The sequence below is a fragment of the Lujinxingia litoralis genome (assembly GCF_003260125.1).
Classification (GTDB): Bacteria; Myxococcota_A; Bradymonadia; order Bradymonadales; family Bradymonadaceae; genus Lujinxingia; species Lujinxingia litoralis.
On sequence record NZ_QHKO01000010.1, the window covers coordinates 117,046 to 138,464 of the forward strand.

Here is a 21,419-nt window from a genome sequence, read left to right on the forward strand (position 1 = left end):
ACCACTACCCTTCTGCCCAACCCTTCTCTGAGGAGCGGCGATGCCAATCTACGACAAACTCAAACGCACCTTTGACCTCACCGCCGCCGGCGCCGGGCTGCTCGTCACCGCCCCGGTGCTCGCCGCCAGCGCCGCCACGGTATACGTCACCATGGGGCGCCCACTCTTCTACCGGCAGCAACGCCCGGGGTTGCACGGAGAGCCCTTTGAGCTGATCAAGTTTCGCACCATGCGCCTCTCCAGGCCGGGGCAGGACGACATCGGCTCGGAGGCCCAGCGGATCACCCCGGTGGGGCACTTTCTGCGCTCGACCAGCCTTGATGAGTTGCCCACCCTCCTCAATGTGTTTCGCGGCGAGATGAGCCTGGTCGGACCGCGTCCGCTGCTCATGCGCTATCTTCCCCGCTACAGCCCCGAACAGGCTCGCCGCCATGAGGTACGCCCCGGAATCACCGGATGGGCCCAGGTCAACGGCCGCAACGCGCTGAGCTGGGACGAGAAATTCGCGCTCGATGTCTGGTATGTCGATCACCGCTCGCTGGCGCTGGATCTTACCATTCTCTTCAAAACGCTAAGCAAGGTCTTTGCCCGCGAAGGCATCAACCAGGACGGCCATGCCACCATGCCCGAGTTCATGGGAAACGAAGACCAAACGCCTAAAGACCTCCAGAAAGGCGCCTAATCGGCCAACAAAATCAACCACTTAACCCCAAAGCGCCATTTCAACACAGTCTCAATGGAGGCGCCGCCAGGTGCCTCCATTGCGCGTTTCTACAGACCTGAAAAACGCGGCGCACCCGGATGGTGCGCCGCGTTTCTCAGGTCAGCTCTTCTTGAGCTCTCTTGCTCTCCCTGGGCCTCACCACAGCATGCCCAGCGCCGCGCGCAGCCCGGCGAGAGAAGGCGTGGCCAGCGCGTGGGTGGCCTGGGCAACGTCATCGGTCACGACGGTCTCGGCCCAGTGCCTCAAGATCGTCATCGGCTGCACGGTGGGTTGCACCACCGGCTCATTATAGAGCACCTGGCGCAGGGCGATCTCTACCTCATTAAAGCCCGCGCAGGCCCGCAAGGGCGTGGTGCCCGAGAAGCGCGCGTTGATCTCAAAGACCTTGATGCGCTCCCCGTCCAGGCGAAACTGCACGTTGACCGGCCCGTAGGCCCCCAGCGCCTCGGCGATCTCGCGCACCTGGGCATTGAGTTCGGGATAAGGCGCTACAAAGGCCTGGTAGGTGTTGCCGTCTCTTAAGAGGCGCCGCATCACAATCGACGCCTCGCAGCGCCCCTCAAAGACCAGCGCCCCGGCGGTGTACTCATCAAAGGGCGTGGCCACGCACTCCTGAATGATGGCGTCGGGCTGCTCGGCCAGCGCCTGCTCCAGCGCGCTTCGCTCCTCCACCAGACGCACCCCCACCGAACGACAGCCCACCCGCGGTTTGATGATCAGCGGATAACCCACCTCCTCGATCAACGCATCGACCTCCGAGGGAAGGGCCGAACGCGGGCATCCCAGCCCGCGCTCATTTAAAAACTGGTAGGTCAGCCACTTATCCTCGGCAATCGTCACGACCTGCTCCGCGCTGATGAGCAGACGCGTGTGGTAGGTCTCCTCCAGACGCGCGCGGTGAGCGGCCAACAGACGCAACTCCACATCGGTGCCCACCAGCACCACATCGGGAGACTCGCGGGCGAGGATCTCTTCAAAAGCCTGCAAAAAGGTTGGATCGGAGGCCAGCGGTACCAGGTGGGCACGATGCGCCCAGTAGAGGCCGGCCGCCAGAGGGCTGGGGTCGACTGCAATGATCGTGGCGTCCAGCGTGGTAGCGCGAAGCGCGCGGATGATGCCCTGTCCGAGCAGCGCGCCAGCACCGGTGATGAGCACCTTCATGCGACGTCCTCCCTTGGCAAGAGCCCAGGCCCCCCCGAGACGTTGACCCCTCCCCCGGCGGCCCGACCTGTGTCAGCAGAGCTGCAGACCGGCGCCCCAAATGGCGTCTGAACATGCCCCCCTGCCCGTCTATGGCAGCACGCTGACGATCCCAGCTCAGCGCACCTCTAGATTCTAATCACCCTGTCCGGCCTCGCCAGCCACCGCCCTTAGCTTCCGCCCAACGAGACAAAGGCGCGACCGACCCACTCGTAGAGCGCGCGCTCGGTCTTTCGCAGATGCGTGGCGTTAGGCCACAGCCCGCCTGCGCGCCCCTCGATGACCCGGTGGGCCGTTGGCGCGGCGATGGGGCTTAACCCCTGGCGCTCAAAGAGCTGCATGGCCCGCGGCATATGCGAGGCGCTGGTCACCACCACCACCCGCGCCCCGGGGCCGGCCAGCTCCTGAACCTGGCGGGCCTCCTGAGCGGTATCCTGCGCGCGGTCGGCCAGGGCAATGCGCGCCGGGTCAACCCCGAGTTCCACGGCCAACTCCCGACTGGCCTGCGCGCTGGGGCGCCCGTCGCCGCGCGCGCCTCCGCTGACCACCAGGATCGCCCCGGGCAGCTTCCCCACCAGGCGAATCCCCTCCACCAGGCGCAGCACCCCCTCCGAATGCAGCTGACTCACCAGCGGGTAGCGCTCATCTTCAATATACCCGGCGCCCAGCACCACCACATGGGTCGGGGGCTCCCCGGCCAAAAGCGCCTGGTCACTCAGGGGCGGATACTTCTGCTCCAGCGGGCGCAAGAGCAGGTCGGCCCCCGGCGAGCAACTGGCAAAGAGCAGCCCGGCACCGGCCGCCGCCACCAGCAGCGGTCCCACCCGGCTCTGGGGCCAGCGCCACCACAGCGCCAGGCCCAGCATCAGCAGCCCCGCCACCATTCCCAGCGGCAAGAGCAGCATGGCCACCGTTTTTTTAATCATCCACATCCGCGCCTCTCGCCTCTTTCTGACCGCACTGGGTGCCCCCGGCCAAAGTGTTTAGATTTACAGAGCGTTCCTCGCCCTTCGGGGAGCGCGGCCACCCTTCATCTTTTGCAGGGGGAACGATCATGGTCTCTACCATTGTCATCGCCAGCGCCGGCCAGCTGGGAAGTGAACTCTATGCCCTCTTAAAGGAGCGCGGCGAGGAGGTCATCGGGGTCAACCTCGACACCTGCAACCTCGATAACCCCGCCTCTATTGAAGCCACTCTCAACCGCTACCCGGATGCCCGACGCGTCTTCAATGCGGCGGCCTTTACTCAGGTCGACCAGGCGGAACAGCAGCCGCAAGCCGCCTTCCGAACCAACGCCCTGGGAGTGGGATTTTTAGCCCACGCCTGCCAGCAGCGCCAGATCTCCCTGGTGCACTTCTCCACCGACTACGTCTTCGGGGCCGAGCACACCCGGCCCATCCAGGAAGACGCCCACCCCGGCCCGCTCTCGGTCTACGGGCGCAGCAAACTCCTTGGCGAGCGGCTGGCGCTGCAGCATAACCCGCGCACCTTTGTGCTGCGAAGTTGCGGGCTCTACGGCGCGGAGCACCCGAACTTTGTGCGTGCCATGCTCCGAGTCGGTCAGGGCCGCGATCCGGTGGCCGTGGTCCACGATCAGATCGTCACCCCCACCCCGGCCCGGACTCTGGCCCGGGCCGCGATCGCCCTCTCGGAGCGCGAAGACTTCGGAATCTATCACGCCACCGCCCACGGCCAGTGCTCCTGGTTTGACTTTGCCCGGGCCCTCTTTGACCACCTTGATCTGCACCCGCAGCTGCGCCCGGTCGACTCGGCCAGCTGGGGCGCCCCGGCGGCGCGCCCCCCTTATTCCGTGCTGGAGAACGCGCGGTTAAAGCATTTGGGCCTGACCTATTTTGATGACTGGTACGCCGAACTGACAGCCTTTCTCAACGAGCACGGCCAGCGTTTGCTCGACGAACTCCGGCCGCAAACGCGCCCGGATACTGGACATCATCGCGCGGCGCCTTAAAGATCTTCTCCGACGGGCCGGACCGCCGGCCGGCCCGCGGCCCCCTCTCTCCAACGCAGCAGCGGTGTGCATATCATGTGGATCTTTGGCTACGGCTCACTCATCTGGCGCCCGAACTTCGACTATCAGGCGCGCCTCTGCGGCGAGATTCGCGGCTATACCCGGGTCTTCTATCAGGGCTCGCCCGACCACCGGGGAGTCCCCGAGGCCCCCGGACGCGTGGTCACCCTCCTCCCCGAGCCCACCGCCGCCACCTTCGGCGTGGCCTTTCAGCTGGCCCCCGACCAGGCCGAGCGCACCCTGCACCAACTCGACCTGCGCGAACAGGGAGGCTACCAGCGTCGGCTCCTCCCCGTCTTCGCCCCGGGCCACGACACACCGCTCCTCGACGAAGCCCTGGTCTACATGGCCACCGCCGAGAATCCCCACTTTCTGGGAGCGGCCTCTCCGGAGGCCATCGCCCACCAGGTAGCCTTAAGCCACGGCCCCAGCGGCCCCAACACCGAGTACGTCCTGCGGCTGGCCGAGGCCCTGCGCGCCGAGGGCGCCGACGATGCCCACGTCTTTGCCGTGGAGCGCGCGCTACGCGCGCTCTTATCCCCCCCCTGAGCCCAAGGGCTCAGGGCATAATGCGGTACTCCACCAGCTCTTCGACCACATCAATGAGCTGACCGCCGGCATCAGGCTCGCGCAGCTCCCGGCGCACCACCCCTCGCCCCGGCACCACATAACGACGCTGGCCGGGCAGCTTGAAGTAAGGGCTGGAAAGCGTGAGAGGACCGGTACCCTCAATGGCGTACGCCCCCACAAACCCGCCGGCCGGCGTCTCCACATGATGCCAGCTCTCATCCACCGAAAAACTCGCCGCATCGCTCCCGACCTTCAGGCCGGCCCGCCCCCAGCGCTGACCGGGCTCCAGCGGAAAACTGAAGATCGGAACCTGATACTCAAAGTACTCCAGCAGGTAGCTCAGATCGTCGATGTTCGCCTGACAGCGGCTGTTGCAATAATAAATCCGCCGCGGGGTGAGCACCCAGCGCTCATGCGCCCGGGTAAAATCGGCGTCTTCGTAGGAGCGCATCAGATGCACCAGCCGCCAGGTGCCGTACTGCTCCACCCCCATCACCTCCACGATCACCTCCGGGGCCCGCGGCGTGCCGGCAGCGGCCTGCCCGCCCATGGCGAAGTCCAGCGGATCGACCGTCTCATCCTGCCCCAGAGCCTTGTTGTAGCGGCGATAGCGCCAGAAGTTGCCCTCTTTGAGCGGGAAAGGATACTCCCGGCTGCGCAGCAGCTCGGGCTTTAAATGCAGGCCCAGCGCAACCAGCGTCTGCAGCCGACGATCGGCCTCCACCGGAGAGGCCAGCACGAGCACCTTGCGAGTGGGATCATGCGGCGAGGGCACCCGGAAGATGCGGGGAATTCGCAACTCAAATTCCACATCGGCCTCGGCGTAGCGCAGCCGCAGGACATTGCCCCAGTGCTGCACAACCTCCTCATCCTCGCCGGCCACCGGCCCCTGAATCGTGCGCCCCTCCCCCAGCTCCAGCCCCTGAAGCTCCAGCAGCCGCCCCAGGCCTCCGTCGGCCCCCTCCGAAGAGCGCGACGGCTCAAAGCTCTCCCAGGTCGCCAGCGCGCCCCCCATCTGCACGTCCACAAACTCGCGGGCGCGATCCTCGCTGACTTTGACCAGCTCCGCGTAACTCTCGGGCGCAATAAAGAGGTGGTCCCAGAGGGCCTCGTTGCGCTCGATCAACGCCTCAAAGAGCGCTCGCCCCAGCGCCTCCTCATCGTCGATCAGCGGCAGCTCGCCAGCATCCGGCTCCTCCAGACGCCCCCAGCCCCCGGAGAGTTCCGCCCCGCCGCGAAGCTGACGCAGCAGGCGCTGTTCACGCACCGCCGCCCCCTCCGGAGTCAGATCGGGATGCTCCGTATACACCAGCGGACGCAGCGGACGATCCTCACCCGAAGGCTCATCGCCGGCGCACCCGACACCGAGGACCAGCGCCACCCACACCAGTAAGGCCGCTCGGAGCCCCCGTCTGCCACGGGGAGTTTCAGAGGAAGAAGTCATTGTCATCGATCGGATCGCGGTAATAGACCTTGCCCTCTTCGATCTTCTCGATCGGCAGGCGGCGCAACACGCTGGAGCGGTTGGAACGGGTGAGCCGGTCGATAGCCAACCACGTCCCGAACATAAAGCCGTGTTTTTGCACGGCCTCGTAGGCATAACGTGAACAGGTGGGACGATGTTCGCAGCGCGGCCCGTCGACCGCCGTCAGATGCCGGGCATAAAAGCGATACGCGGTGTTAAACATGCCCCCGGTCCCCGATGCCCCCGATGCCACGCGTGATCCCCCGCTCGCATCCGGAACCTCCACCGCCAGCGTGCGCACGGAGAGTTCCGCGACCGCCCCGGTGGGCTCTCCTTTGTGCGTGCGCCAGCTCTGCGCGCCGGGCGTCGCCGTCGGCACGCTCTGACAGGCGCTCAGCCCCAGCACCATCACCACCATCACGACCTGTCTTACACCCAGTGCCATTTGCCCACCTCCTCACATCGAGCGCCCTCACCGGGGCCACTCTGCGAGCGCCCGGGCCACGGTGTCAACCGCCAGCACCAACGCAAAAAGCCACCCAACAGATGTTGAGTGGCTCTTAAGAGCGGGGTAGACGGGACTCGAACCCGCGACCTCCGGCGTGACAGGCCGGCATTCTAACCAACTGAACTACTACCCCGTAGTTCTTAAATTGTGTTGCGTCCCTCATCTTGCGATGAGCGAGCGGGGTAGACGGGACTCGAACCCGCGACCTCCGGCGTGACAGGCCGGCATTCTAACCAACTGAACTACTACCCCGTAGTTCCTACTTTTCAAACAACCTTACAGCGTTCGATGGGCGCAACAGGGTTCGAACCTGTGACCTACGGCTTGTAAGGCCGCCGCTCTCCCAGCTGAGCTATGCGCCCTAAGGAGCGCTCCGAAGTTCTGGCTGAGAGGCTGTTCCCCTCGAAGCGAAGCGGGACAATAGGGGAGCCCCCCCGAGTCGTCAAGAGGTTTATTCGGAAAATTTGCATTTATTTTATCCCCCCTTCCTCTCCCTGGAAAAGCCGATTTGTTTACGCGAACTTAGCCTCCGGAGCCGCCCCATCTCCTCGCGAATCATCGCCGGGCGATCGCCTCTCCGCACCCGATGCACCTCCCCTTTTCGGTCCTCACTTTTTTGAGCCCGGAGAGCTCGCCGCCGGCCCCCTGGCGCTTATTCATTAATGAACTCCGCAAGTTAGAGCCCACAAACTTATTCCCCAGGGGGGAGCGCTCTTCGAAAAGCTGCTTGCGAAGCACGGGGCCTTTCGTTATGACACTTGGCCTGCTGTGGCGCCGGATTTGCTGCAGCGGACTTAGCGGAAACGAAATAGTCCCCCTCCGCTAAGGGTTCGTTCGACGCACGAAGGGCACCATGCCCCGATTGCCTGGGCCTATAGCTCAGTGGTAGAGCCGCCGGCTCATAACCGGCCAGTCCCTGGTTCGAACCCAGGTGGGCCCACTCGCTCGGTGCAGACCGAGCAACCACGCGCGGATATCCCGCAGGATCCCGCGCGAGACGTCAGGTTGATAGGAGACCATGCAGCTCGTTGCGCGTTCACATCTTTGCAGCTCCCGAGAATGGGAACTCTCTCGACGCCTTCCCCTGGCGGCGGGACCCTCCTCCTTCGCGCGACAGGTCCAACCGACGCAGCCCCGCACCAACTCTCAGCACCACATGTCCCATGCATTCGAAAAGCGCCTGAGCCTGGCTCAGGCGCTTTTCTATTGCGCACACATCACTCGGCGAGGTGAACTTTGAAGGAACAACTGGCCCTGCTTCGAGAACTTCAGAACATCGACCTGGAGCTCGACGAGATCACCAAAAAGAAACAAGAAATCGTTGGCCGCATCCAGGAAAACACCGGCTTTCTCGACAAGCTGGTCGAAGATCTCAACACCCAGAAAGAAGAGCTCGAAGAGATTCGCGCCCTTCAGTCGCAGAAGAAAGACGATCTCAAAGAGATCAACGAGCAACTGACCATGCGTCAGAAGCGTCTGCGCGACATCGGCTCCACCAAAGAGTTCAACGCGGTGGAAAAAGAGATCGAAAACTTCAAAAAGTCTGGTGAGCAGACCGAAGAAGAGCTTCTGCACCTGCTCGAAGTCATCGAGTCGACGCAGGAGTCGATCAAAGAGAAAGAAGACAAGATCATTCAGCTTCGCGAAGGCATCGCCGCCGATGAATCCGAAGCTGAAAAGCGCCTCTCGGAGCTTGATGCGATCATTTCGAAGCTGACCGCTCGCCAGGAAGAGGCCCGCGGCCAGGTGTCGCGACGCGTGATCCACAAGTACGACTTCATCCGTAGTCGTCGCCCGGGTCTGGCCGTTGTCGCCTGCAAAAACGGCCACTGCGAGGGCTGCTTTATGGCGCTGCCGCCCCAGCAGTACATTGAGGTCCAGCGTGGCAACACCCTGGAGATCTGCCCCAGCTGCAACCGCATCCTTTACTTCTGGGAAGATTCGCTGGGCGAATCCTCTCCCTCCAATGCCCTTGAGGCCTGAATCAGTGTCTGATCGAAATCCATCCACCTCGCCGGTGGTTTGAGGTTGCAAAGATGAACCCGGAGGGTACCCTCCGGGTTCGTCTCGCTTTATCGCAGACGGTCGCTGGTCGCGCGCAGGCGCGGCGAGAGGAAAGTCCGGGCATCACAGGGCAGGGTGATCGGTAACACCGACCGGGGGCAACCCCAGGGAAAGTGCCACAGAGATATACCGCCGCGCTGCGGCGCGGTAAGGGTGAAAAGGTGAGGTAAGAGCTCACCGGGGCGGCGGTGACGTCGCTCGTCCAGGTAAACCCCACCCGATGCAAGGTAAACAGAGGTTGAGCGTCTTTTAAGACGCTCCGAGGTGCCCCCCTCGCTGACCTCAGGTAACCGCTTGAGCCTCACGGCAACGTGAGGCCTAGATGAATGACCGTCACCGCGTGTCATACACGCGGGACAAAACCCGGCTTACGCGATAAAGCGAGACGAAAAGCCCCCGGCGCATCCGCGCCGGGGGCTTTTTTGATGCCTCCACCTTACCTTTCTGAAACGCCCGGAACCCCGGCGCAGAACGCCGCGGCGGCCGTCCCGACGATCACTCTTCGTAGAGTCGCTCCAGGGCCTGACTCAACCGAGGGTCCTCGGCCATCGTCTGCTGCAATCGGGCCAGCAAACTTTCCACCCCGTGAGCTCCCTCCACGCTGACCGGCGCGATGAGATCCACGGCACTCTGCGCCATCACATCCAGGTTGAGATAGGTGGCGATCGTGAGCTGATTCAGACTCAGCCCCTCCTCGACGATCAGGCGAAGCAACGCCTCGGGCTGGGAGTAAAGATCGAGATCTGCCCGGTGAAGGACCGGCCGGCGCAGACGTCGTTCGCCGGCGGTGGCGATCAACATCAGCTGCGGACCAAACTCGGCGTCATCGGGCATGCGCACGCACCACTGGCCGGCGCGGTCGGTGGTGGTACGCACCAGCGCCTCACCAGCCGGCTCGCCACGCCCGTCCACCCGATAGAGCGCCACCTCAGCCCCGTCCACCGGAAGCTCTCCCTCCAGCGGCGCCGCGTGCGCAGTGGGAATGAGATACTCCAGGAGGTTGGAGCGCCGGGCCAGCTGCCCCTGTGGTGCGAGCACCACCCCACGCAGGATACTCGGATGCCCTTCAACCCGGGCCTCTTCTTCGGTGGCGCCCACGCAGCTCGCCGGCGGAACCTGCTCGCTAAGCGACTCCGCGCCTTCGAGCAAGAGAGATTCATCGAAGGCAAAGCCCCCGCCCTCCCCTTCGCCCTCGGGCATCATCAGTCCCTGGGACTCCGGAGAATCAGGCCCCCCGGCCGGGCGTTCGGAGGCCTCACACCCGGCCAAAAACATGGCGCAAAACAGCCATACCCAGAGCCCCCGAGTCTCAGTGCTACACCCTCGTCGCACCACATCCTCCTGACAAAATCAACAGAGATCTCGGGAACTTAAACCCGGTCAACTCAAGCGTTCCAGGATCAAGGGTGGCACATCTTCGGGCGCCTCGCCAATCACAATGGCCTCGCGCAGCATCTGCCGGACCTTCTCCAGCTCTTTGTCGTCGTTGTAGTAAATCGTGACCAGGGGCTGCCCTTTTTCAACGCGCGCGCCGCGCTTGGCTTCCATGACCAGCCCCACGCCCGGATCGATATCGTCTTCTTTGCGACGACGACCGGCGCCCAGCTCCATGGCGGCGATCCCCACCGACTCGGCCTGAATCCGCGAGATATGACCACTCTCCCAGGCTTCGAGCACCGTGGTGTTTTTGGCCAGCGGCAGCCTGGAAGGATCAGCACAGATCGAGGCATCGCCTCCCTGAGCTTCGATGATCTTCTCAAAGACACTGAGCGCGGTGCCGTCGTGCAGCAGCTCCACCAGGTGGTTACGGCTCGCTTCGCGATCGGTGACCTTGCCGGCCACATCGAGCATCTCCAGAACCAGCTCCACGGTGAGATCAGTCAGATCCTGCGGCCCCTCACCACGCAAGGTCTCAATGCTCTCGATGACCTCCAGGCTGTTGCCGATCGTCAGCCCCAGGGGCTGATCCATATCGGTGATCAACGCCCGCACCGGACGATCCATGGCCTTGCCGATCCCGATCATGGTCTGCGCGAGTTCGCGCGCCCGATCCATGCTCTTCATAAAGGCCCCGGAGCCGACTTTGACATCGAGCACCAACGCGTCGATCCCTTCGGCCAGCTTCTTGCTCATGATGGAGCTGGCGATCAGCGGGATGCACTCCACCGTCGCCGTCACATCGCGCAGCGCGTAGAGCTTCTTGTCGGCCGGGGCGATCTCGCCAGTCTGACCGATGAGCCCCAGCCCCAGGGTGTCAACGAGCTCCAGAAAACGCTCCACGCTCTGGTTGACGTCAAACCCCGGGATGCTCTCGAGCTTATCGAGCGTACCGCCGGTATGCCCCAGGCCGCGCCCCGAGATCATGGGGACCTTCAGCCCGGCAGCCGCCGCCAGCGGGGCCAGAATCAATGACACCTTATCGCCCACCCCGCCGGTGGAGTGCTTGTCGACCTTCGCGCCGTCGACCGTCGAGAGATCGAGCACCTCACCCGAGTGCAACATCGCCCCGGTCCAGGCCGAGAGTTCAGCAGAGGTCATCGACTGAAAGTAGACCGCCATCAGAAACGCCGACATCTGGTAATCGGGCACTTCTCCCCTGGTGTACGCGTCGACCAGACGCTGGAGCTCCTCTTTGGTGAGCTCGCCACCCTGACGCTTCTTGCGGATCAACTCGACAAAACGCATGGCCTCCCTCGGCGCTGGTAAAAAAAATGGGGCCCGGGCTCACAGCGAGCACGGGACCAGGCCGGTCAATCTAGTGGGGGGGGATGGAGCTTGGCAAGCGCCCCCCGGCCTGCCGACGCTCCGGCGAAGCAGGTGCCTGCTTGACGATGCACAGGGGCTGCTTAGCTTGGCCTTCGCATGAGGCTTATCCGGATAGCCAGGCACTCTGACATCACGCCGTTCCCCCCGAACCCAGTTGTGAATCCAGATGGAGGTATTCGATGAGTTCATCGCTTTGGTTTGACGATCCCTATCGACTCTTTCGCCAGGAGCTGCGCTCGATGATGGGCAAGAGCTCCCCCGTCTCGCCATTTGCCGGCACGCAGGGGCAGGTCCTGGCCGAGCGCACCATGGGCGTGTTCCCACCGGTCAACATCTACGATGATGGAGAGTCCTTCTTGATCCGCGCGGAGATGCCCGGAATCGAACGTGACTCGCTCGACGTGAGTTCCAAGGCCGACCAGGTGGTGATTCGCGGCGAACGTAGCCTGGAGCGCCTGGAAGACGCCGATGTGCATCGCCGCGAGCGCGACGCCGGGCAGTTCCGCCGGGCGATCACCCTGCCCCAGGCCATCGACGTGTCCCGCGTCGAGGCGAGCTACACCCACGGCATCCTGGAGATCATCGCGCCGCGTAAAGAGGACGCCAAGCCGCGTCGCATCAAGATCAAGTAAGCCCATACGCGTGACCGCTCAGCGACCAGGTCACTGACACATCTTCGGGGCCCGTAGCTCTTTGCGCCGCATCGACTCAACGCGGCGCACCCGGCAGAGCTGTGCCCGACTCAACTGACATGGAGGATCTGATGGCTCGTACATCCAAATCGACCAAGAGCAGCAGCCGCAGCAACGGCAACGGAGCATCCACCGGTCAGGAGATCGCCGTCCATCACAAGGAAGAGCTCCAGGAAGCCGAAGGCACCCGTGAGGGCACCTATTTTCGGCCCGTCGTCGACATCTACGAAACGTCCAAAGCCCTGACCCTGCTGGCAGACGTTCCCGGAACCGCCGCCGAAGACTTCGAAATCGATCTTCGCGACAATCTTCTCACCATCACGGGCTCGGTGCACCAGCTCGACACCAGCCGCTGGCAGCCCCTCTATTCCGAGTATCGCATCGGCCACTTTATGCGGCAGTTCCGGGTCGGACAGCAGATCGACCAGACCAAGATCAGCGCCGAAATCAACGATGGAGTGCTTAAACTGACCCTGCCCAAGGCCGAAAGCGCCAAACCGCGAAAGATCGAGGTCCGCACGAGCTGAGCCGCTCCTGAAGGAGCGAAGCCACGCGTCCGGGCTCTCGTGAAGAGAGCCCGGACGCCCTCAGTTCATACTCACAGCCCGGGGGGGACCAGGGCATAGGGCAGCGCGCATCGGAGGGAGCGCTCCGATGGCGAATTCGCTCCAGATCTGCGAGACTTGGGTTTTACCCGGCCTCGGGACGGCGTCTCTACGCCCAACATTGCCTGACTCACTCTGTCTGGAGGGTTTCGTGCTTTCTCAACGCTTTGCTCGCCGATGGCCCGTGTTGATCTACCTGGTATGCGCCCCGCTGCTCAGCCTCAACGCCTGCAGCTGTGAGGATGAAGACAATTACTTCTGGGAGCTTAGCGAACCTCCGCTGGACGAGCACCTCGATGGCGGTCATCCTCCCGAGGATGTCGCATTTTCCGATCTGGACGAGGAACCCGATGCGCCGGAGCCCCACTCGCCAGACGACTGGGACTGGGCCTTTCCCGACCCGCAGATCGAGCCGGAGCCTCCGCAGTGGGAAGAGACCCAGTGGCAGAGTCAGGTGGTGGCCGAAGGCATTCCGAAGGTCTTCGCCAGCAATGACCGCACCAGCGTGGTGGTTGATCGCGCCGGCACCGTGTGGCTGGGCTACCACCGATGCGATGACGCGCGGTGTATCACCCCCGAGCTCGTGATCGCTCGTCGCCCGGTAGGAGGAAGCTGGAGCTACGAGTCGATTGCCAGGCACAGGGGGATCTTCGGGCTCTCGGTGATCCACGCCAATGAACCGCTGGCCGTCTACCTCGACAGCATCAACAGCGAGCTGGTGGCCACCCAGCGCCAGGCCGACGGCGCGTGGCATGCCGAGCTTCTGGCACACGGTCGGGTGGGCAACGCCGACGGATTTGACATCACCCATGACCGCGCGCGCTTCTATTTAAGCTACGCTCAGGAGGGGCGCGGCCAGGTGGAGTTCTACACGTACAACACCGCCAGCCCCAGCCCGCTCTGGCGACGCTTGCGAGATCTATCACCGGCCACCGCTGCAGCCTTTGATGAAGGATTAAAGGCCGGTAACGCGATGGACTTCTACCTGATTCACCGCAGTATGGGCACGGACTTCCAGATCTCGCGCTACGATGTGGGCAACGACGAGTGGACCACCTCCGAGCGCGACTACACCACCCAGATCAGCGCTCTGGTATACCGCCAGAATGGCGAACTCTGCGTAAGCGGCTCCGACCCCAGTGGTCTGGTGGTCGACTGCGGAAGTTTCATCGATCCGATCTCCAGACGTCACTTCTTTGAGAATGGCGCCACCTATTACCTCTCCTCTATGATTGAAGCCCGAGACCAGAGCCTCTTTGTTGCATTTCACAACCAACGAGAGCACGATCTTCGTCTGGGCCGCTCGCCACAGGGGCGCTGGGACTGGAGTTCTGAGCGCATCTTTGATGGACCGACCTACGGAGTCTCGACCTCGATTGATCATCGCGACCACGTGCTACTCTCTTACTACTACTGTCCGGGCGACACCTGTGAGGTGCGCCTGATCGAACGCGCCCCCTGAATTTTGGATCCTTCCCCCGTACTCGATTTTGGGATGGTGCGCGCCGTGGCCATCAGCCTGGCGCTGGGCGGCATCATCGGCCTGGAGCGCCAGAGCCACCGCGAACCCGAGAGCCCGCTGGGCAGCGTCGGCGTGCGCACCTTTGCGCTCTCCTCGCTGCTGGGCACCGTGTCGGTAATCGCCCAGGGCACCCTACCCGGTCTTCCCTATGTGGTGGGGCTTGGCTACTTCGCGCTCCTGGTCGCCTTTTTCTGGCACGAACGCCGCGCCACCGAACATGAAGTGGGCATCACCACCCAGATCTCGGCGATGGTGGTCTTTGTGCTCGGCGTGCTCGTGCCCTCGGTGCCCATGGTCGCGGCATCCATCGCCGTGATCGTGGCGATTGTGCTCTCACTGAAACGCCACACCACCACCTTTGTAGGCCTGCTGACGCCGGCTGAGATCGTGTCGACGATGAAGTTTTTACTCGTCACGGTAGTGCTCTTGCCGCTCTTACCCGACGCGTTCATCGATCCCTGGGGCATCTACAACCCCCGGGAGATCTGGCTGCTGGTGGTGCTGATCAGCGGCATTAGCTTTCTGGGCTACTTTGCGATCCGCTTTCTGGGCACCAGTCGCGGCCTGGTGCTTACCGGAGTGCTCGGGGGGATGGCGTCGAGCACCGCCGTGGCGCTGGCCATGTCCCGCCAGGTCCACCAACGCCCCGAATCGCGCACCGTGCTGCTCTCGGCGGCCTTTGCGATCATGTTGGCCAACGCCTTTATGTTTGCGCGGGTCACCGTCGCGGTGGCCGTGGTCAACCTGGAGCTCGTCAAGACGCTGTGGCTGCCCTTTATGCTCATGGCCATTCCCGGGTCCGTGGTGGCCGGACTCCTGTGGGTCACCCTGGTCAGCCATGTGCGCGACCGCCCCGATGGTCGGGAAGAGCCGCCGGCGCTCGACGAGGGCACCTCGCTGGAGATTCGCAACCCCTTTGAGCTGGTTCCGGCACTGAAGTTCGCCCTCTTACTGGTGCTGATCATCGGGGTGGCCAAAGGGCTTCAGCAGGTCTACGGCTCGCAGGTCATCTACCTGACCGCGATCTTCGGCGGCCTGGCCGAAACCAACGCCATCAGTCTGGCGGTGGCGCGCATGGCCGGTAGTGGCGAACTCAGCGCCCCGGTGGCCACCCAGGCGATTGTGATCGCGATCCTGACCAACAGCCTGGTCAAGGCCGGCATGAGCGCCTTTATCGGCTCCCGACGCCTGGGAGCCTACGTGGCCCTGGGTCTGGCGCCGATCCTGGCGGTCGGACTCCTCGCAGCGTTTCTCTTGCTCTAGGGCCCGAGTTCTTGCTGCTGGCGCGCCGCCTCGACCATGACCTCATAGAGCTCCTCGCCCCCGATATTACGCACCTGGGCCACGCGCTCCGCGATGGCCTCGGAGGCCGCCACTTGCCGCTCCAGCTCGTCGGCCGGAGGCAGGCCCACCAGGCGAGTGCCGTTGATGAAGATCGTGGGCGTGCCGACCACATGGAGCTCCGCGGCCAGACGCTGATCGCGTTCGACCTGCGCCCGACTGGTCTCGGAGTTGATCGTCTCCGGATCGACTCCCAGGGTCGCACCGATCTCCTCCACCACAGCGGCCCCCTGAGCCCCGCCGACCTCCAACGCCGCGACCTTTTCGGCCAGCGCCAGACCGAACTCCCAGCCGACTTCAGGCGCCCGGGCCGCCGCCGCAGCCCAGGCGCGATGGGCATAGGCCAGCACCTCCTCCTCCTGATGAGGCAGGTGATAGGTGACCACACGCACCCGCCCCTCATGCACCTGGGCCAGCGTAGCAAGTCGTTTGAGAAGTTCGGCGCTGGGCGCCGAGCCCAGGCTATGAAAATGCGTGATGGTGACCAGCGCATCCCCGGCCGGACCGCTCTCGGGGCGCCTCGGCTGATGCGCAGGCACGTACGCCACCGCCTTCGCGCTCGGTGAAGGCTGTCGGGCAGCCTGGGAGCGTGGCAGAAGCGCCCGGACGCTATGGGCGTAGACCTCCTCACGCTTCATCTCGCCATCTTCTACCGCCCCGCTGGTAGCGGCCCACAGATCGTAGCTTGCGCGGTGGTACACTTCGGCCGCCTGGGCACCTCGAATCAGACCACCGTTGGCAAAGACTACCGGCACCGACGCCACCCCGAGCTGGTCGGCCAGCGCCAGGTCACGCGCCAGGCGCGCCGCGACTTCCGGGCTATCGAGGTCGCGCTCAAAGCGCTCCACATCCAGACCTAGTTCGGTCGCGATTGCCCGGACCTCGGAGCTCGGATCGCCCTCTCGCAGCTCCGCCGCGCGATCGTAGAGCGCGTCGTGCATCTGCCAGAACTTCCCCTGATTGGCGGCTGCTTCACTGGCGCGGGCCAAAAACTCGGCGTTGGGATGGGAGGGCAGCGGAAGATGCTTATACACCAGCCGCACGCGTCCCCGGGGCTGATCCTCAAGGACGCGATCCAGAGTCGCCGCCAGGCGCCCACAAAAGGGGCACTGGAAATCGCCGAACACCACCAAGGTGACCCAGGCATCAGCGGCCCCTCGCGTGGGGCTCTCCCCTACCGGTAAAAGCTCGCTGTCCACCAGCACATGAGTCGGCGCCTCGGCCACCACCTCATCCTGGACCGAGCCCCCGGCGCAGCCTCCCGACACCACGAGCGCTGCCGCCAACGCCGCCCACCATCCCATCGCTCGCTTCATCTTTGGCCTCATGGTGCGTTCTGCTCCTGCGCCTGCTCCACGGCTCGCAGGTAAAGCTCCTCACCGGTGAGCTCGGGCTCGGCCTGGCGAAGCTCTTGTGCCTGCTCGATCTGGTGGTCAATGAGAGCCTTGAATTGCTCATAGGGCCGCGCTCCCGCCAGAAAGACACCGTTAACAAAGAACGCCGGCGTTCCCCTGACCCCCAGGGTCATCCCTTCGCGCAAGTCGCGCGCAACCCGCGCGGCCGCCTCCGGACTGGCCAGCGCGGCGCTGAACGCGTCCATATCCAGGCCGAGTTCCTGCGCGAGTACGTCGATGAGTTCCGGGCTCAGCTCACGCTGGCGCGCATAGATGGCGTCGCGCATCTCCCAGCCCTGGTTCTGCTCCGAGGCCGCCACGACAGCCCGGGCTGCAAGCTCACTATGCTCCTGAAAATTCAGGGGAAAATGTTTATAGACCACCCGCAGCGTCTCGCCATACTCTTCCTTAAGTCGCGTCAGCGTCGGGACCACTCGGGCGCAGAAGGGACACTGCAAGCTGGAAAACTCCACCAGCGTGACCAGGTACGCCTCACCGTGCTGGTGAATCAGCTCATCGCCCTGCACAGGCACGTAGGTGATCTGCGGCGCCTGCTGACGCTCGGCCTCGGCGCGGCGGCGAGCCTCCTCCTCCTGCTGTTGACGAGCCTGCACCTGGGCCAGTTCCACCGAGCGAGCGTAGCGCTCAGAACTCGCCACGCCCTGCTCCTTGAGCGTCGCATCGCGGGCCAGTGCCCGGGCGACGGCATCTTCAAAGACCTCCAAGGGCTGAGCCCCGAGCACGGGCTCGCCGTTGATCAGAAAGGTCGGGGTGCCGGAGATCCCCAGCTTCTGAGCGAGCGCGACATCTCGGGCGATCCGTACGTCGAGCTCGTCACCGGCACCGAGAGCCTCGGCGAACTCGCCTTCATCCAGCCCGATGCGCCCGGCGAGCTCACGCCCGGTGCTCTCCGCCCCGCGCTCAGCCAGAGTGCGCTGGCTGGCGTAGAGGCTCTCGACCATGGGCCAGAACGCCTCCTGACGCGCGGCCGCTTCGGCGACTCGAGCAGCCGGATGCGCCTGCGGTTGAAACTCCAGCGGCAGGTGCTTGTAAACGAGCTGGACCTGGCCCGGGTAGCGCTCCAGAAGCTCGGCCGTGGTCTGACGCGCCCGCGCCGAGAAGGGGCATTGCAGACTGGAAAACTCCACGATCACCACCGGCGCATCGGCCTGCCCCTGGCGAGGGCTGTCGCCCAGGGGCACCAGCTCGCTCTCCACCCACTGCGGCGCGAGTTCCGCCGGTGTCTGGACGTCCCGGGGGCCAGAGGCGCAGCCGGCGGCCAGCGTCAGCGCCAGCAGCCCGCCACAGAACACGCTGGCAAACATCGAGGGTTGATTCGGAGGGGCAAGGGGGAAACGTCGCATCGCTTTCTCGTCGGTCAGATCACGTCACCAGGGGGCCAGGCCTTGTTAGCATGGGGAGAGCTTGCCGCCAAAAGACATCCCTGCACACAAAAAAGCGCCCCCTCCGCAAAGAGGGGGCGCTTTTTAGAAGGGACGTGTGGCCAGGCTCACACCGGGCCGTTCACGCTTAGCCTTCGAGCTCGGCATCGATCAGCTCTTTGAACTTCTCAAAGGGCTGAGCGCCCACCACGCGGGTGCCGTTGATGAAGAAGGCCGGGGTGCCGGAGACACCGACGGACTGACCTTCTTTCTGCTCGGCTTTGACCTGCTCGGCGATGGCCGGATCTTCGAAGTCGGCCTTGAACTTGGTCATGTTCAGACCCAGCTCACCGGCCAGGCGCTCCCAGATGCCTTCGTCGCGGAAGCTGCGCTGGTTTTCGTAGAGCAGGTGGTACATCTCCCAGAACTTGCCCTGCTTACCGGCGGCAAGCGCGGCACGGGCGGCCGGCTCACTCTGCGCCTGGAAGCCCAGCGGGAAGTTCTTGTACACCACGCGCACCTTGTCGCCGTACTCTTCCTTGACGCGATCCAGGGTCTCGGCGCCACGGGCGCAGAAGGGGCACTGGAAGCTGGAGAATTCATAGATGGTCACAGGCGCGTTGGCCGGACCAAAGGTGTGCGAGTTGCCCACGGAGAGCGCGTCGGTGTCGATCTTGGGTGCCGGAGCCGCCGGGCGCGCCGGAGCTGCCGGAGCCGCCGCCACGTTTTCTTTGTTGTGCTCAACCACGGCCTCGTAGAGGGCGTCGCCCGAGAGGTTGCGGTCGGCCTTGATCTTCTTGGCGATCGCGATCTGCTTCTTGACGTGATCTTCGAAGACGGCCAGGGGCTGCGCGCCTACGACCTTGATGCCGTTGACCAGGAAGCCCGGGGTGCCGCGGATGCCGGCCGACTGGCCGTCGCGCTGGGCCTGCTTGACGATTTCGGCGGTCTCAGGAGCTGCGTAGTCCGCCTTGAACTTGGTCATGTTCAGGCCGATCTGCTGGGCGAGTTCCTCGAACTTCGCGTCGCCAAGCTGACGCTGATTTTCGTAAAGCAGGTCGTACATTTCCCAGAACTTGCCCTGGTTGCCAGCAGCAATCGAGGCGCGGGCGGCCGGCTCGCTCTGAGCCTGGAAGCCCAGCGGGAAGTGCTTAAAGACCACGCGAACTTCGTTGGGGTACTTCGCAACGAGTTCCTTGATGGTGGCCGAACCACGCGAGCAGAAGGGGCACTGGAAGCTGGAGAATTCCATGATGGTCACGAGCGCTTTGTCAGCGCTGGCGCCCTTGCTGTAGTCGGCGTCACGCACCGGAACCATGTGAACTTCGGTGGCCGGCTCGGCCTTCGGCTCCGAAGGCGTGGGCGCCGGAGCCTTCTTGAAGTTCTTGTCGACCATCGCCGCGTAGATGCCGTCGCGGCTGGTGCCGGCGGCCAGAAGCTCTTCGACTTCGCCGAGCTGCTTCTTGACGACCTCTTCGAACTTGGCCAGGGGCTGCGCACCGTTGACCACTTCGCCGTTAACGAAGAAGTGCGGGGTGCCGCGCACGCCCAGGCTCTCGCCGAGCTTCTGGTCCGCTTCAATGGTGGCCACGATGGCCGGATCATCGTAGTCAGCCTTGAACTTCTCGACGTCCAGACCCAGCTCCGCAGCGAACTCCGCGCCGAGCTCCTTCATGTCGCTACCGCGGTAGCGCTGAAGGTTTTCAAACATCTTGGACTTCATTTCCCAGAACTTGCCCTGACGCCCGGCGGCCATCACCACGCGGGCACCATCCTTGGCCTGAGCCTGGAAGGAGAGCGGGAAGTTCTTGAACACCAGACGCACGTCGTTGGGGTACTTTTCGGCCAGCTCCATCAGCGTGCCGCCAGCGCGACCGCAGAAGGGGCACTGCATGCTGGTGAATTCCACGATCGTGACCGGCGCATCGGCCGGTCCGTAGGTGTAGCTATCGCCCACCGGGATCTTGGTGCTGTCCTTGCCGGCCAGACCAGAAGGCGCGGCGGATCCGGCCTCCGTAGGCGCGGTGCCGGCGTTGGGGGAGACATTATTCTTACCGATGAAAAAGCCCAGCCCGACGCAAATGATCGCGACGGCGATGAGCACGAGCGCGGTACTGCCGCTGCTCTGTTGCGATTGTCCTGCCATGAGTGTTCTCCTGACGTTCAGGTGTTTCCGGGAGATGACGCACTTTAACGCGTTCCCCCAACCAATACGGTTGCAGTATAAATTTCGGAAGATAAGAGGCCGCCAGACGGCCGCAGCATTCGCGAGCGCAGGTTGTGACACAGCACACGCGCAGGCTCAAGCCTCAAACGCACCCGCGTCGAGGTCTTCAGGCCCTGGAACTGCGGAGCGGCTCAGCCCTGCCGGGGCGGCATCTCCAGGAGCCGGGCGTGCTCTAAAGAGGGCCCCACACGCAGGCGTTCCAAAGCGAGTTGAGCCGGCGGCGAGTTGAGTTCGGGATACGCAGGGGCGTCCAACGCCACCGGCGAGACCGGCACCACCAGACTCAAGAGCGATGCGCCGGGCAGCGCCGGCGGCAGGCTGCGGCAGAGTTCGCTGTATTCATGACAGGTCAGCGGGCTCTCCGGCTGGCGAGTGCTCCGCTCGATCGAGTCGATCAACGCGGCCTGCCAGGGACGCGCTGCCAACGCGTGGGGCGCGCGCTCATGTTGGGCGATGTGCCCGAAGCTCTGATTATGCAGCTCCGACACTTTGCCCAGGAGCGTATTGGCAGCCTCTTCGGCCTGATAGCGCGCCAGCAAATCGGGAAGCGTGGAGATGGGCTCCGGGGTACCCTCAAAGCAGATATTGTACTCCGGATTGGTCGGATCGATGACCGAGGTCTCCTCACAGGGGGTAGCCTCGGGCTTTGCCGCCCGCTCTCGCTGCAGAGCTTGAGGATCAGCCGGGGTGAGAGGCCCGTAGCTCCAGGTCATCATCAACTCGACCACGTCTTCCGCCGCCGGGACGGCGCCGCGATCCAGCCCGCCCAGCTCAAACCCACCGGTGCAGGTGGGCTGATAAGCCTCCATCGCCGTCAGGCTCGCCGGAGCGACCAACGCCACGCAGAGCAACGCACAGAGCGACCACCACAGGTGGTGCAGCGTGCGTGCAAAGTCGGGCGATGAATATCTCATAGGCGGTAGCGGAACC

Annotated in this window: 18 protein-coding genes, 4 tRNA genes and 1 other RNA gene; 10 read left to right on the forward strand and 13 right to left on the reverse strand. The window is 64.0% G+C overall.

What is annotated here, in order from left to right; translation table 11 throughout:
* The first annotated feature begins 40 nt into the window (after window positions 1–40).
* Complete coding sequence (locus DL240_RS16920; RefSeq protein ID WP_111731085.1) at window positions 41–682, forward strand: sugar transferase; 642 nt, start codon at window positions 41–43, stop codon at window positions 680–682.
* A gap of 177 nt (window positions 683–859) precedes the next feature.
* Here the strand turns inward: DL240_RS16920 and DL240_RS16925 are convergent, their stop codons facing one another.
* Both DL240_RS16925 and DL240_RS16930 read right to left on the reverse strand, forming a co-directional pair.
* Entirely contained in the window at window positions 860–1,885 is a 1,026-nt protein-coding gene (locus DL240_RS16925; protein ID WP_111731086.1) for an ATP-grasp domain-containing protein, read from the reverse strand.
* 209 nt (window positions 1,886–2,094) lie between these two features.
* Window positions 2,095–2,856: an ElyC/SanA/YdcF family protein gene (locus DL240_RS16930; RefSeq protein WP_111731087.1), complete on the reverse strand. Its 762-nt coding sequence runs from the start codon at window positions 2,854–2,856 to the stop codon at window positions 2,095–2,097.
* 122 nt (window positions 2,857–2,978) lie between these two features.
* Here DL240_RS16930 and rfbD point away from each other — a divergent pair, with 122 nt between their 5' ends.
* Both rfbD and DL240_RS16940 read left to right on the forward strand, forming a co-directional pair.
* Entirely contained in the window at window positions 2,979–3,893 is a 915-nt protein-coding gene (gene rfbD / locus DL240_RS16935) for a dTDP-4-dehydrorhamnose reductase (RefSeq protein WP_111731088.1), read from the forward strand.
* A 75-nt stretch (window positions 3,894–3,968) separates the two neighbouring features.
* On the forward strand, window positions 3,969–4,502 hold the full coding sequence (locus DL240_RS16940; protein ID WP_111731089.1) for a gamma-glutamylcyclotransferase: 534 nt from the start codon (window positions 3,969–3,971) through the stop codon (window positions 4,500–4,502).
* A gap of 10 nt (window positions 4,503–4,512) precedes the next feature.
* Here the strand turns inward: DL240_RS16940 and DL240_RS16945 are convergent, their stop codons facing one another.
* The 5 genes from DL240_RS16945 to DL240_RS16965 form a co-directional block, all read right to left on the reverse strand.
* Entirely contained in the window at window positions 4,513–5,967 is a 1,455-nt protein-coding gene (locus tag DL240_RS16945) for a hypothetical protein (RefSeq protein WP_158542687.1), read from the reverse strand.
* Entirely contained in the window at window positions 5,951–6,433 is a 483-nt protein-coding gene (gene yidD, locus DL240_RS20335; protein WP_199589850.1) for a membrane protein insertion efficiency factor YidD, read from the reverse strand. The genes DL240_RS16945 and yidD overlap by 17 nt, the downstream gene beginning before the upstream one ends.
* A 122-nt stretch (window positions 6,434–6,555) precedes the next feature.
* Window positions 6,556–6,629, reverse strand: a tRNA-Asp gene (locus DL240_RS16955).
* A 45-nt stretch (window positions 6,630–6,674) separates the two neighbouring features.
* Window positions 6,675–6,748: transfer RNA gene (locus DL240_RS16960), tRNA-Asp, on the reverse strand.
* A 37-nt stretch (window positions 6,749–6,785) separates the two neighbouring features.
* Window positions 6,786–6,858 (reverse strand) — tRNA-Val (locus DL240_RS16965).
* A 506-nt stretch (window positions 6,859–7,364) separates the two neighbouring features.
* Here DL240_RS16965 and DL240_RS16970 point away from each other — a divergent pair.
* The 3 genes from DL240_RS16970 to rnpB all read left to right on the forward strand — a co-directional run bounded on the left by DL240_RS16970 (window position 7,365) and on the right by rnpB (window position 8,947).
* Window positions 7,365–7,436, forward strand: a tRNA-Ile gene (locus DL240_RS16970).
* Window positions 7,437–7,732: 296 nt separating this feature from the next.
* Complete coding sequence (locus DL240_RS16975) at window positions 7,733–8,479, forward strand: zinc ribbon domain-containing protein (protein ID WP_111731091.1); 747 nt, start codon at window positions 7,733–7,735, stop codon at window positions 8,477–8,479.
* An 85-nt stretch (window positions 8,480–8,564) separates the two neighbouring features.
* Window positions 8,565–8,947: RNase P RNA component class A (gene rnpB, locus DL240_RS16980), an RNA gene on the forward strand.
* A gap of 108 nt (window positions 8,948–9,055) precedes the next feature.
* Here rnpB and DL240_RS16985 read toward each other — a convergent pair.
* Window positions 9,056–9,892 carry a hypothetical protein gene (locus DL240_RS16985; protein ID WP_146618377.1) on the reverse strand — a complete coding sequence of 279 codons (837 nt, stop codon included), beginning with the start codon at window positions 9,890–9,892 and terminating at the stop codon, window positions 9,056–9,058.
* A 48-nt stretch (window positions 9,893–9,940) separates the two neighbouring features.
* Window positions 9,941–11,245 (reverse strand): thymidine phosphorylase, encoded by a 1,305-nt coding sequence (locus DL240_RS16990; RefSeq protein WP_111731093.1) that lies wholly within the window; start codon window positions 11,243–11,245, stop codon window positions 9,941–9,943.
* A 260-nt stretch (window positions 11,246–11,505) separates the two neighbouring features.
* Here DL240_RS16990 and DL240_RS16995 point away from each other — a divergent pair, with 260 nt between their 5' ends.
* From DL240_RS16995 to DL240_RS17010, 4 genes are all read left to right on the forward strand, one after another.
* Entirely contained in the window at window positions 11,506–11,958 is a 453-nt protein-coding gene (locus DL240_RS16995; RefSeq protein WP_111731094.1) for an Hsp20/alpha crystallin family protein, read from the forward strand.
* Between the two features lie 131 nt (window positions 11,959–12,089).
* Window positions 12,090–12,545, forward strand: a complete 456-nt coding sequence (locus DL240_RS17000; protein WP_111731095.1) for an Hsp20/alpha crystallin family protein — start codon at window positions 12,090–12,092, stop codon at window positions 12,543–12,545.
* Window positions 12,546–12,774: 229 nt separating this feature from the next.
* Window positions 12,775–14,085 carry a hypothetical protein gene (locus DL240_RS17005; RefSeq protein WP_111731096.1) on the forward strand — a complete coding sequence of 437 codons (1,311 nt, stop codon included), beginning with the start codon at window positions 12,775–12,777 and terminating at the stop codon, window positions 14,083–14,085.
* A gap of 33 nt (window positions 14,086–14,118) precedes the next feature.
* Window positions 14,119–15,408 (forward strand): MgtC/SapB family protein, encoded by a 1,290-nt coding sequence (locus DL240_RS17010; protein WP_111731097.1) that lies wholly within the window; start codon window positions 14,119–14,121, stop codon window positions 15,406–15,408.
* On the opposite strand, the gene DL240_RS17015 is transcribed toward DL240_RS17010, so the two are convergent.
* The 4 genes from DL240_RS17015 to DL240_RS17030 form a co-directional block, all read right to left on the reverse strand.
* Window positions 15,405–16,802, reverse strand: coding sequence for a DsbA family protein (locus DL240_RS17015; protein WP_158542689.1), 1,398 nt, complete (start codon window positions 16,800–16,802; stop codon window positions 15,405–15,407). The two genes, DL240_RS17010 and DL240_RS17015, sit on opposite strands and share 4 nt — an antisense overlap.
* A gap of 8 nt (window positions 16,803–16,810) precedes the next feature.
* Complete coding sequence (locus tag DL240_RS17020) at window positions 16,811–18,244, reverse strand: DsbA family protein (protein ID WP_111731099.1); 1,434 nt, start codon at window positions 18,242–18,244, stop codon at window positions 16,811–16,813.
* A 166-nt stretch (window positions 18,245–18,410) separates the two neighbouring features.
* A complete protein-coding gene (locus tag DL240_RS17025) occupies window positions 18,411–20,408 on the reverse strand; it encodes a DsbA family protein (RefSeq protein ID WP_111731100.1) in 1,998 nt (665 codons plus the stop codon).
* Window positions 20,409–20,620: 212 nt separating this feature from the next.
* On the reverse strand, window positions 20,621–21,403 hold the full coding sequence (locus tag DL240_RS17030; protein ID WP_146618378.1) for a hypothetical protein: 783 nt from the start codon (window positions 21,401–21,403) through the stop codon (window positions 20,621–20,623).
* Window positions 21,404–21,419 lie beyond the last annotated feature (16 nt).

What these genes read in the sequence shown, in the direction of transcription:
- DL240_RS16920 (WP_111731085.1), top strand. Translation starts at nt 41, where the DNA reads ATGCCAATCTACGACAAACTCAAACGCACCTTTGACCTCACCGCCGCC.
- DL240_RS16925 (WP_111731086.1), bottom strand. Translation starts at nt 1,885, where the DNA reads ATGAAGGTGCTCATCACCGGTGCTGGCGCGCTGCTCGGACAGGGCATC.
- DL240_RS16930 (WP_111731087.1), bottom strand. Translation starts at nt 2,856, where the DNA reads ATGTGGATGATTAAAAAAACGGTGGCCATGCTGCTCTTGCCGCTGGGA.
- rfbD (WP_111731088.1), top strand. Translation starts at nt 2,979, where the DNA reads ATGGTCTCTACCATTGTCATCGCCAGCGCCGGCCAGCTGGGAAGTGAA.
- DL240_RS16940 (WP_111731089.1), top strand. Translation starts at nt 3,969, where the DNA reads ATGTGGATCTTTGGCTACGGCTCACTCATCTGGCGCCCGAACTTCGAC.
- DL240_RS16945 (WP_158542687.1), bottom strand. Translation starts at nt 5,967, where the DNA reads ATGACTTCTTCCTCTGAAACTCCCCGTGGCAGACGGGGGCTCCGAGCG.
- yidD (WP_199589850.1), bottom strand. Translation starts at nt 6,433, where the DNA reads ATGGCACTGGGTGTAAGACAGGTCGTGATGGTGGTGATGGTGCTGGGG.
- DL240_RS16990 (WP_111731093.1), bottom strand. Translation starts at nt 11,245, where the DNA reads ATGCGTTTTGTCGAGTTGATCCGCAAGAAGCGTCAGGGTGGCGAGCTC.
- DL240_RS16995 (WP_111731094.1), top strand. Translation starts at nt 11,506, where the DNA reads ATGAGTTCATCGCTTTGGTTTGACGATCCCTATCGACTCTTTCGCCAG.
- DL240_RS17000 (WP_111731095.1), top strand. Translation starts at nt 12,090, where the DNA reads ATGGCTCGTACATCCAAATCGACCAAGAGCAGCAGCCGCAGCAACGGC.
- DL240_RS17010 (WP_111731097.1), top strand. Translation starts at nt 14,119, where the DNA reads ATGGTGCGCGCCGTGGCCATCAGCCTGGCGCTGGGCGGCATCATCGGC.
- DL240_RS17015 (WP_158542689.1), bottom strand. Translation starts at nt 16,802, where the DNA reads ATGAAGCGAGCGATGGGATGGTGGGCGGCGTTGGCGGCAGCGCTCGTG.
- DL240_RS17020 (WP_111731099.1), bottom strand. Translation starts at nt 18,244, where the DNA reads ATGCGACGTTTCCCCCTTGCCCCTCCGAATCAACCCTCGATGTTTGCC.
- DL240_RS17025 (WP_111731100.1), bottom strand. Translation starts at nt 20,408, where the DNA reads ATGGCAGGACAATCGCAACAGAGCAGCGGCAGTACCGCGCTCGTGCTC.
- DL240_RS17030 (WP_146618378.1), bottom strand. Translation starts at nt 21,403, where the DNA reads ATGAGATATTCATCGCCCGACTTTGCACGCACGCTGCACCACCTGTGG.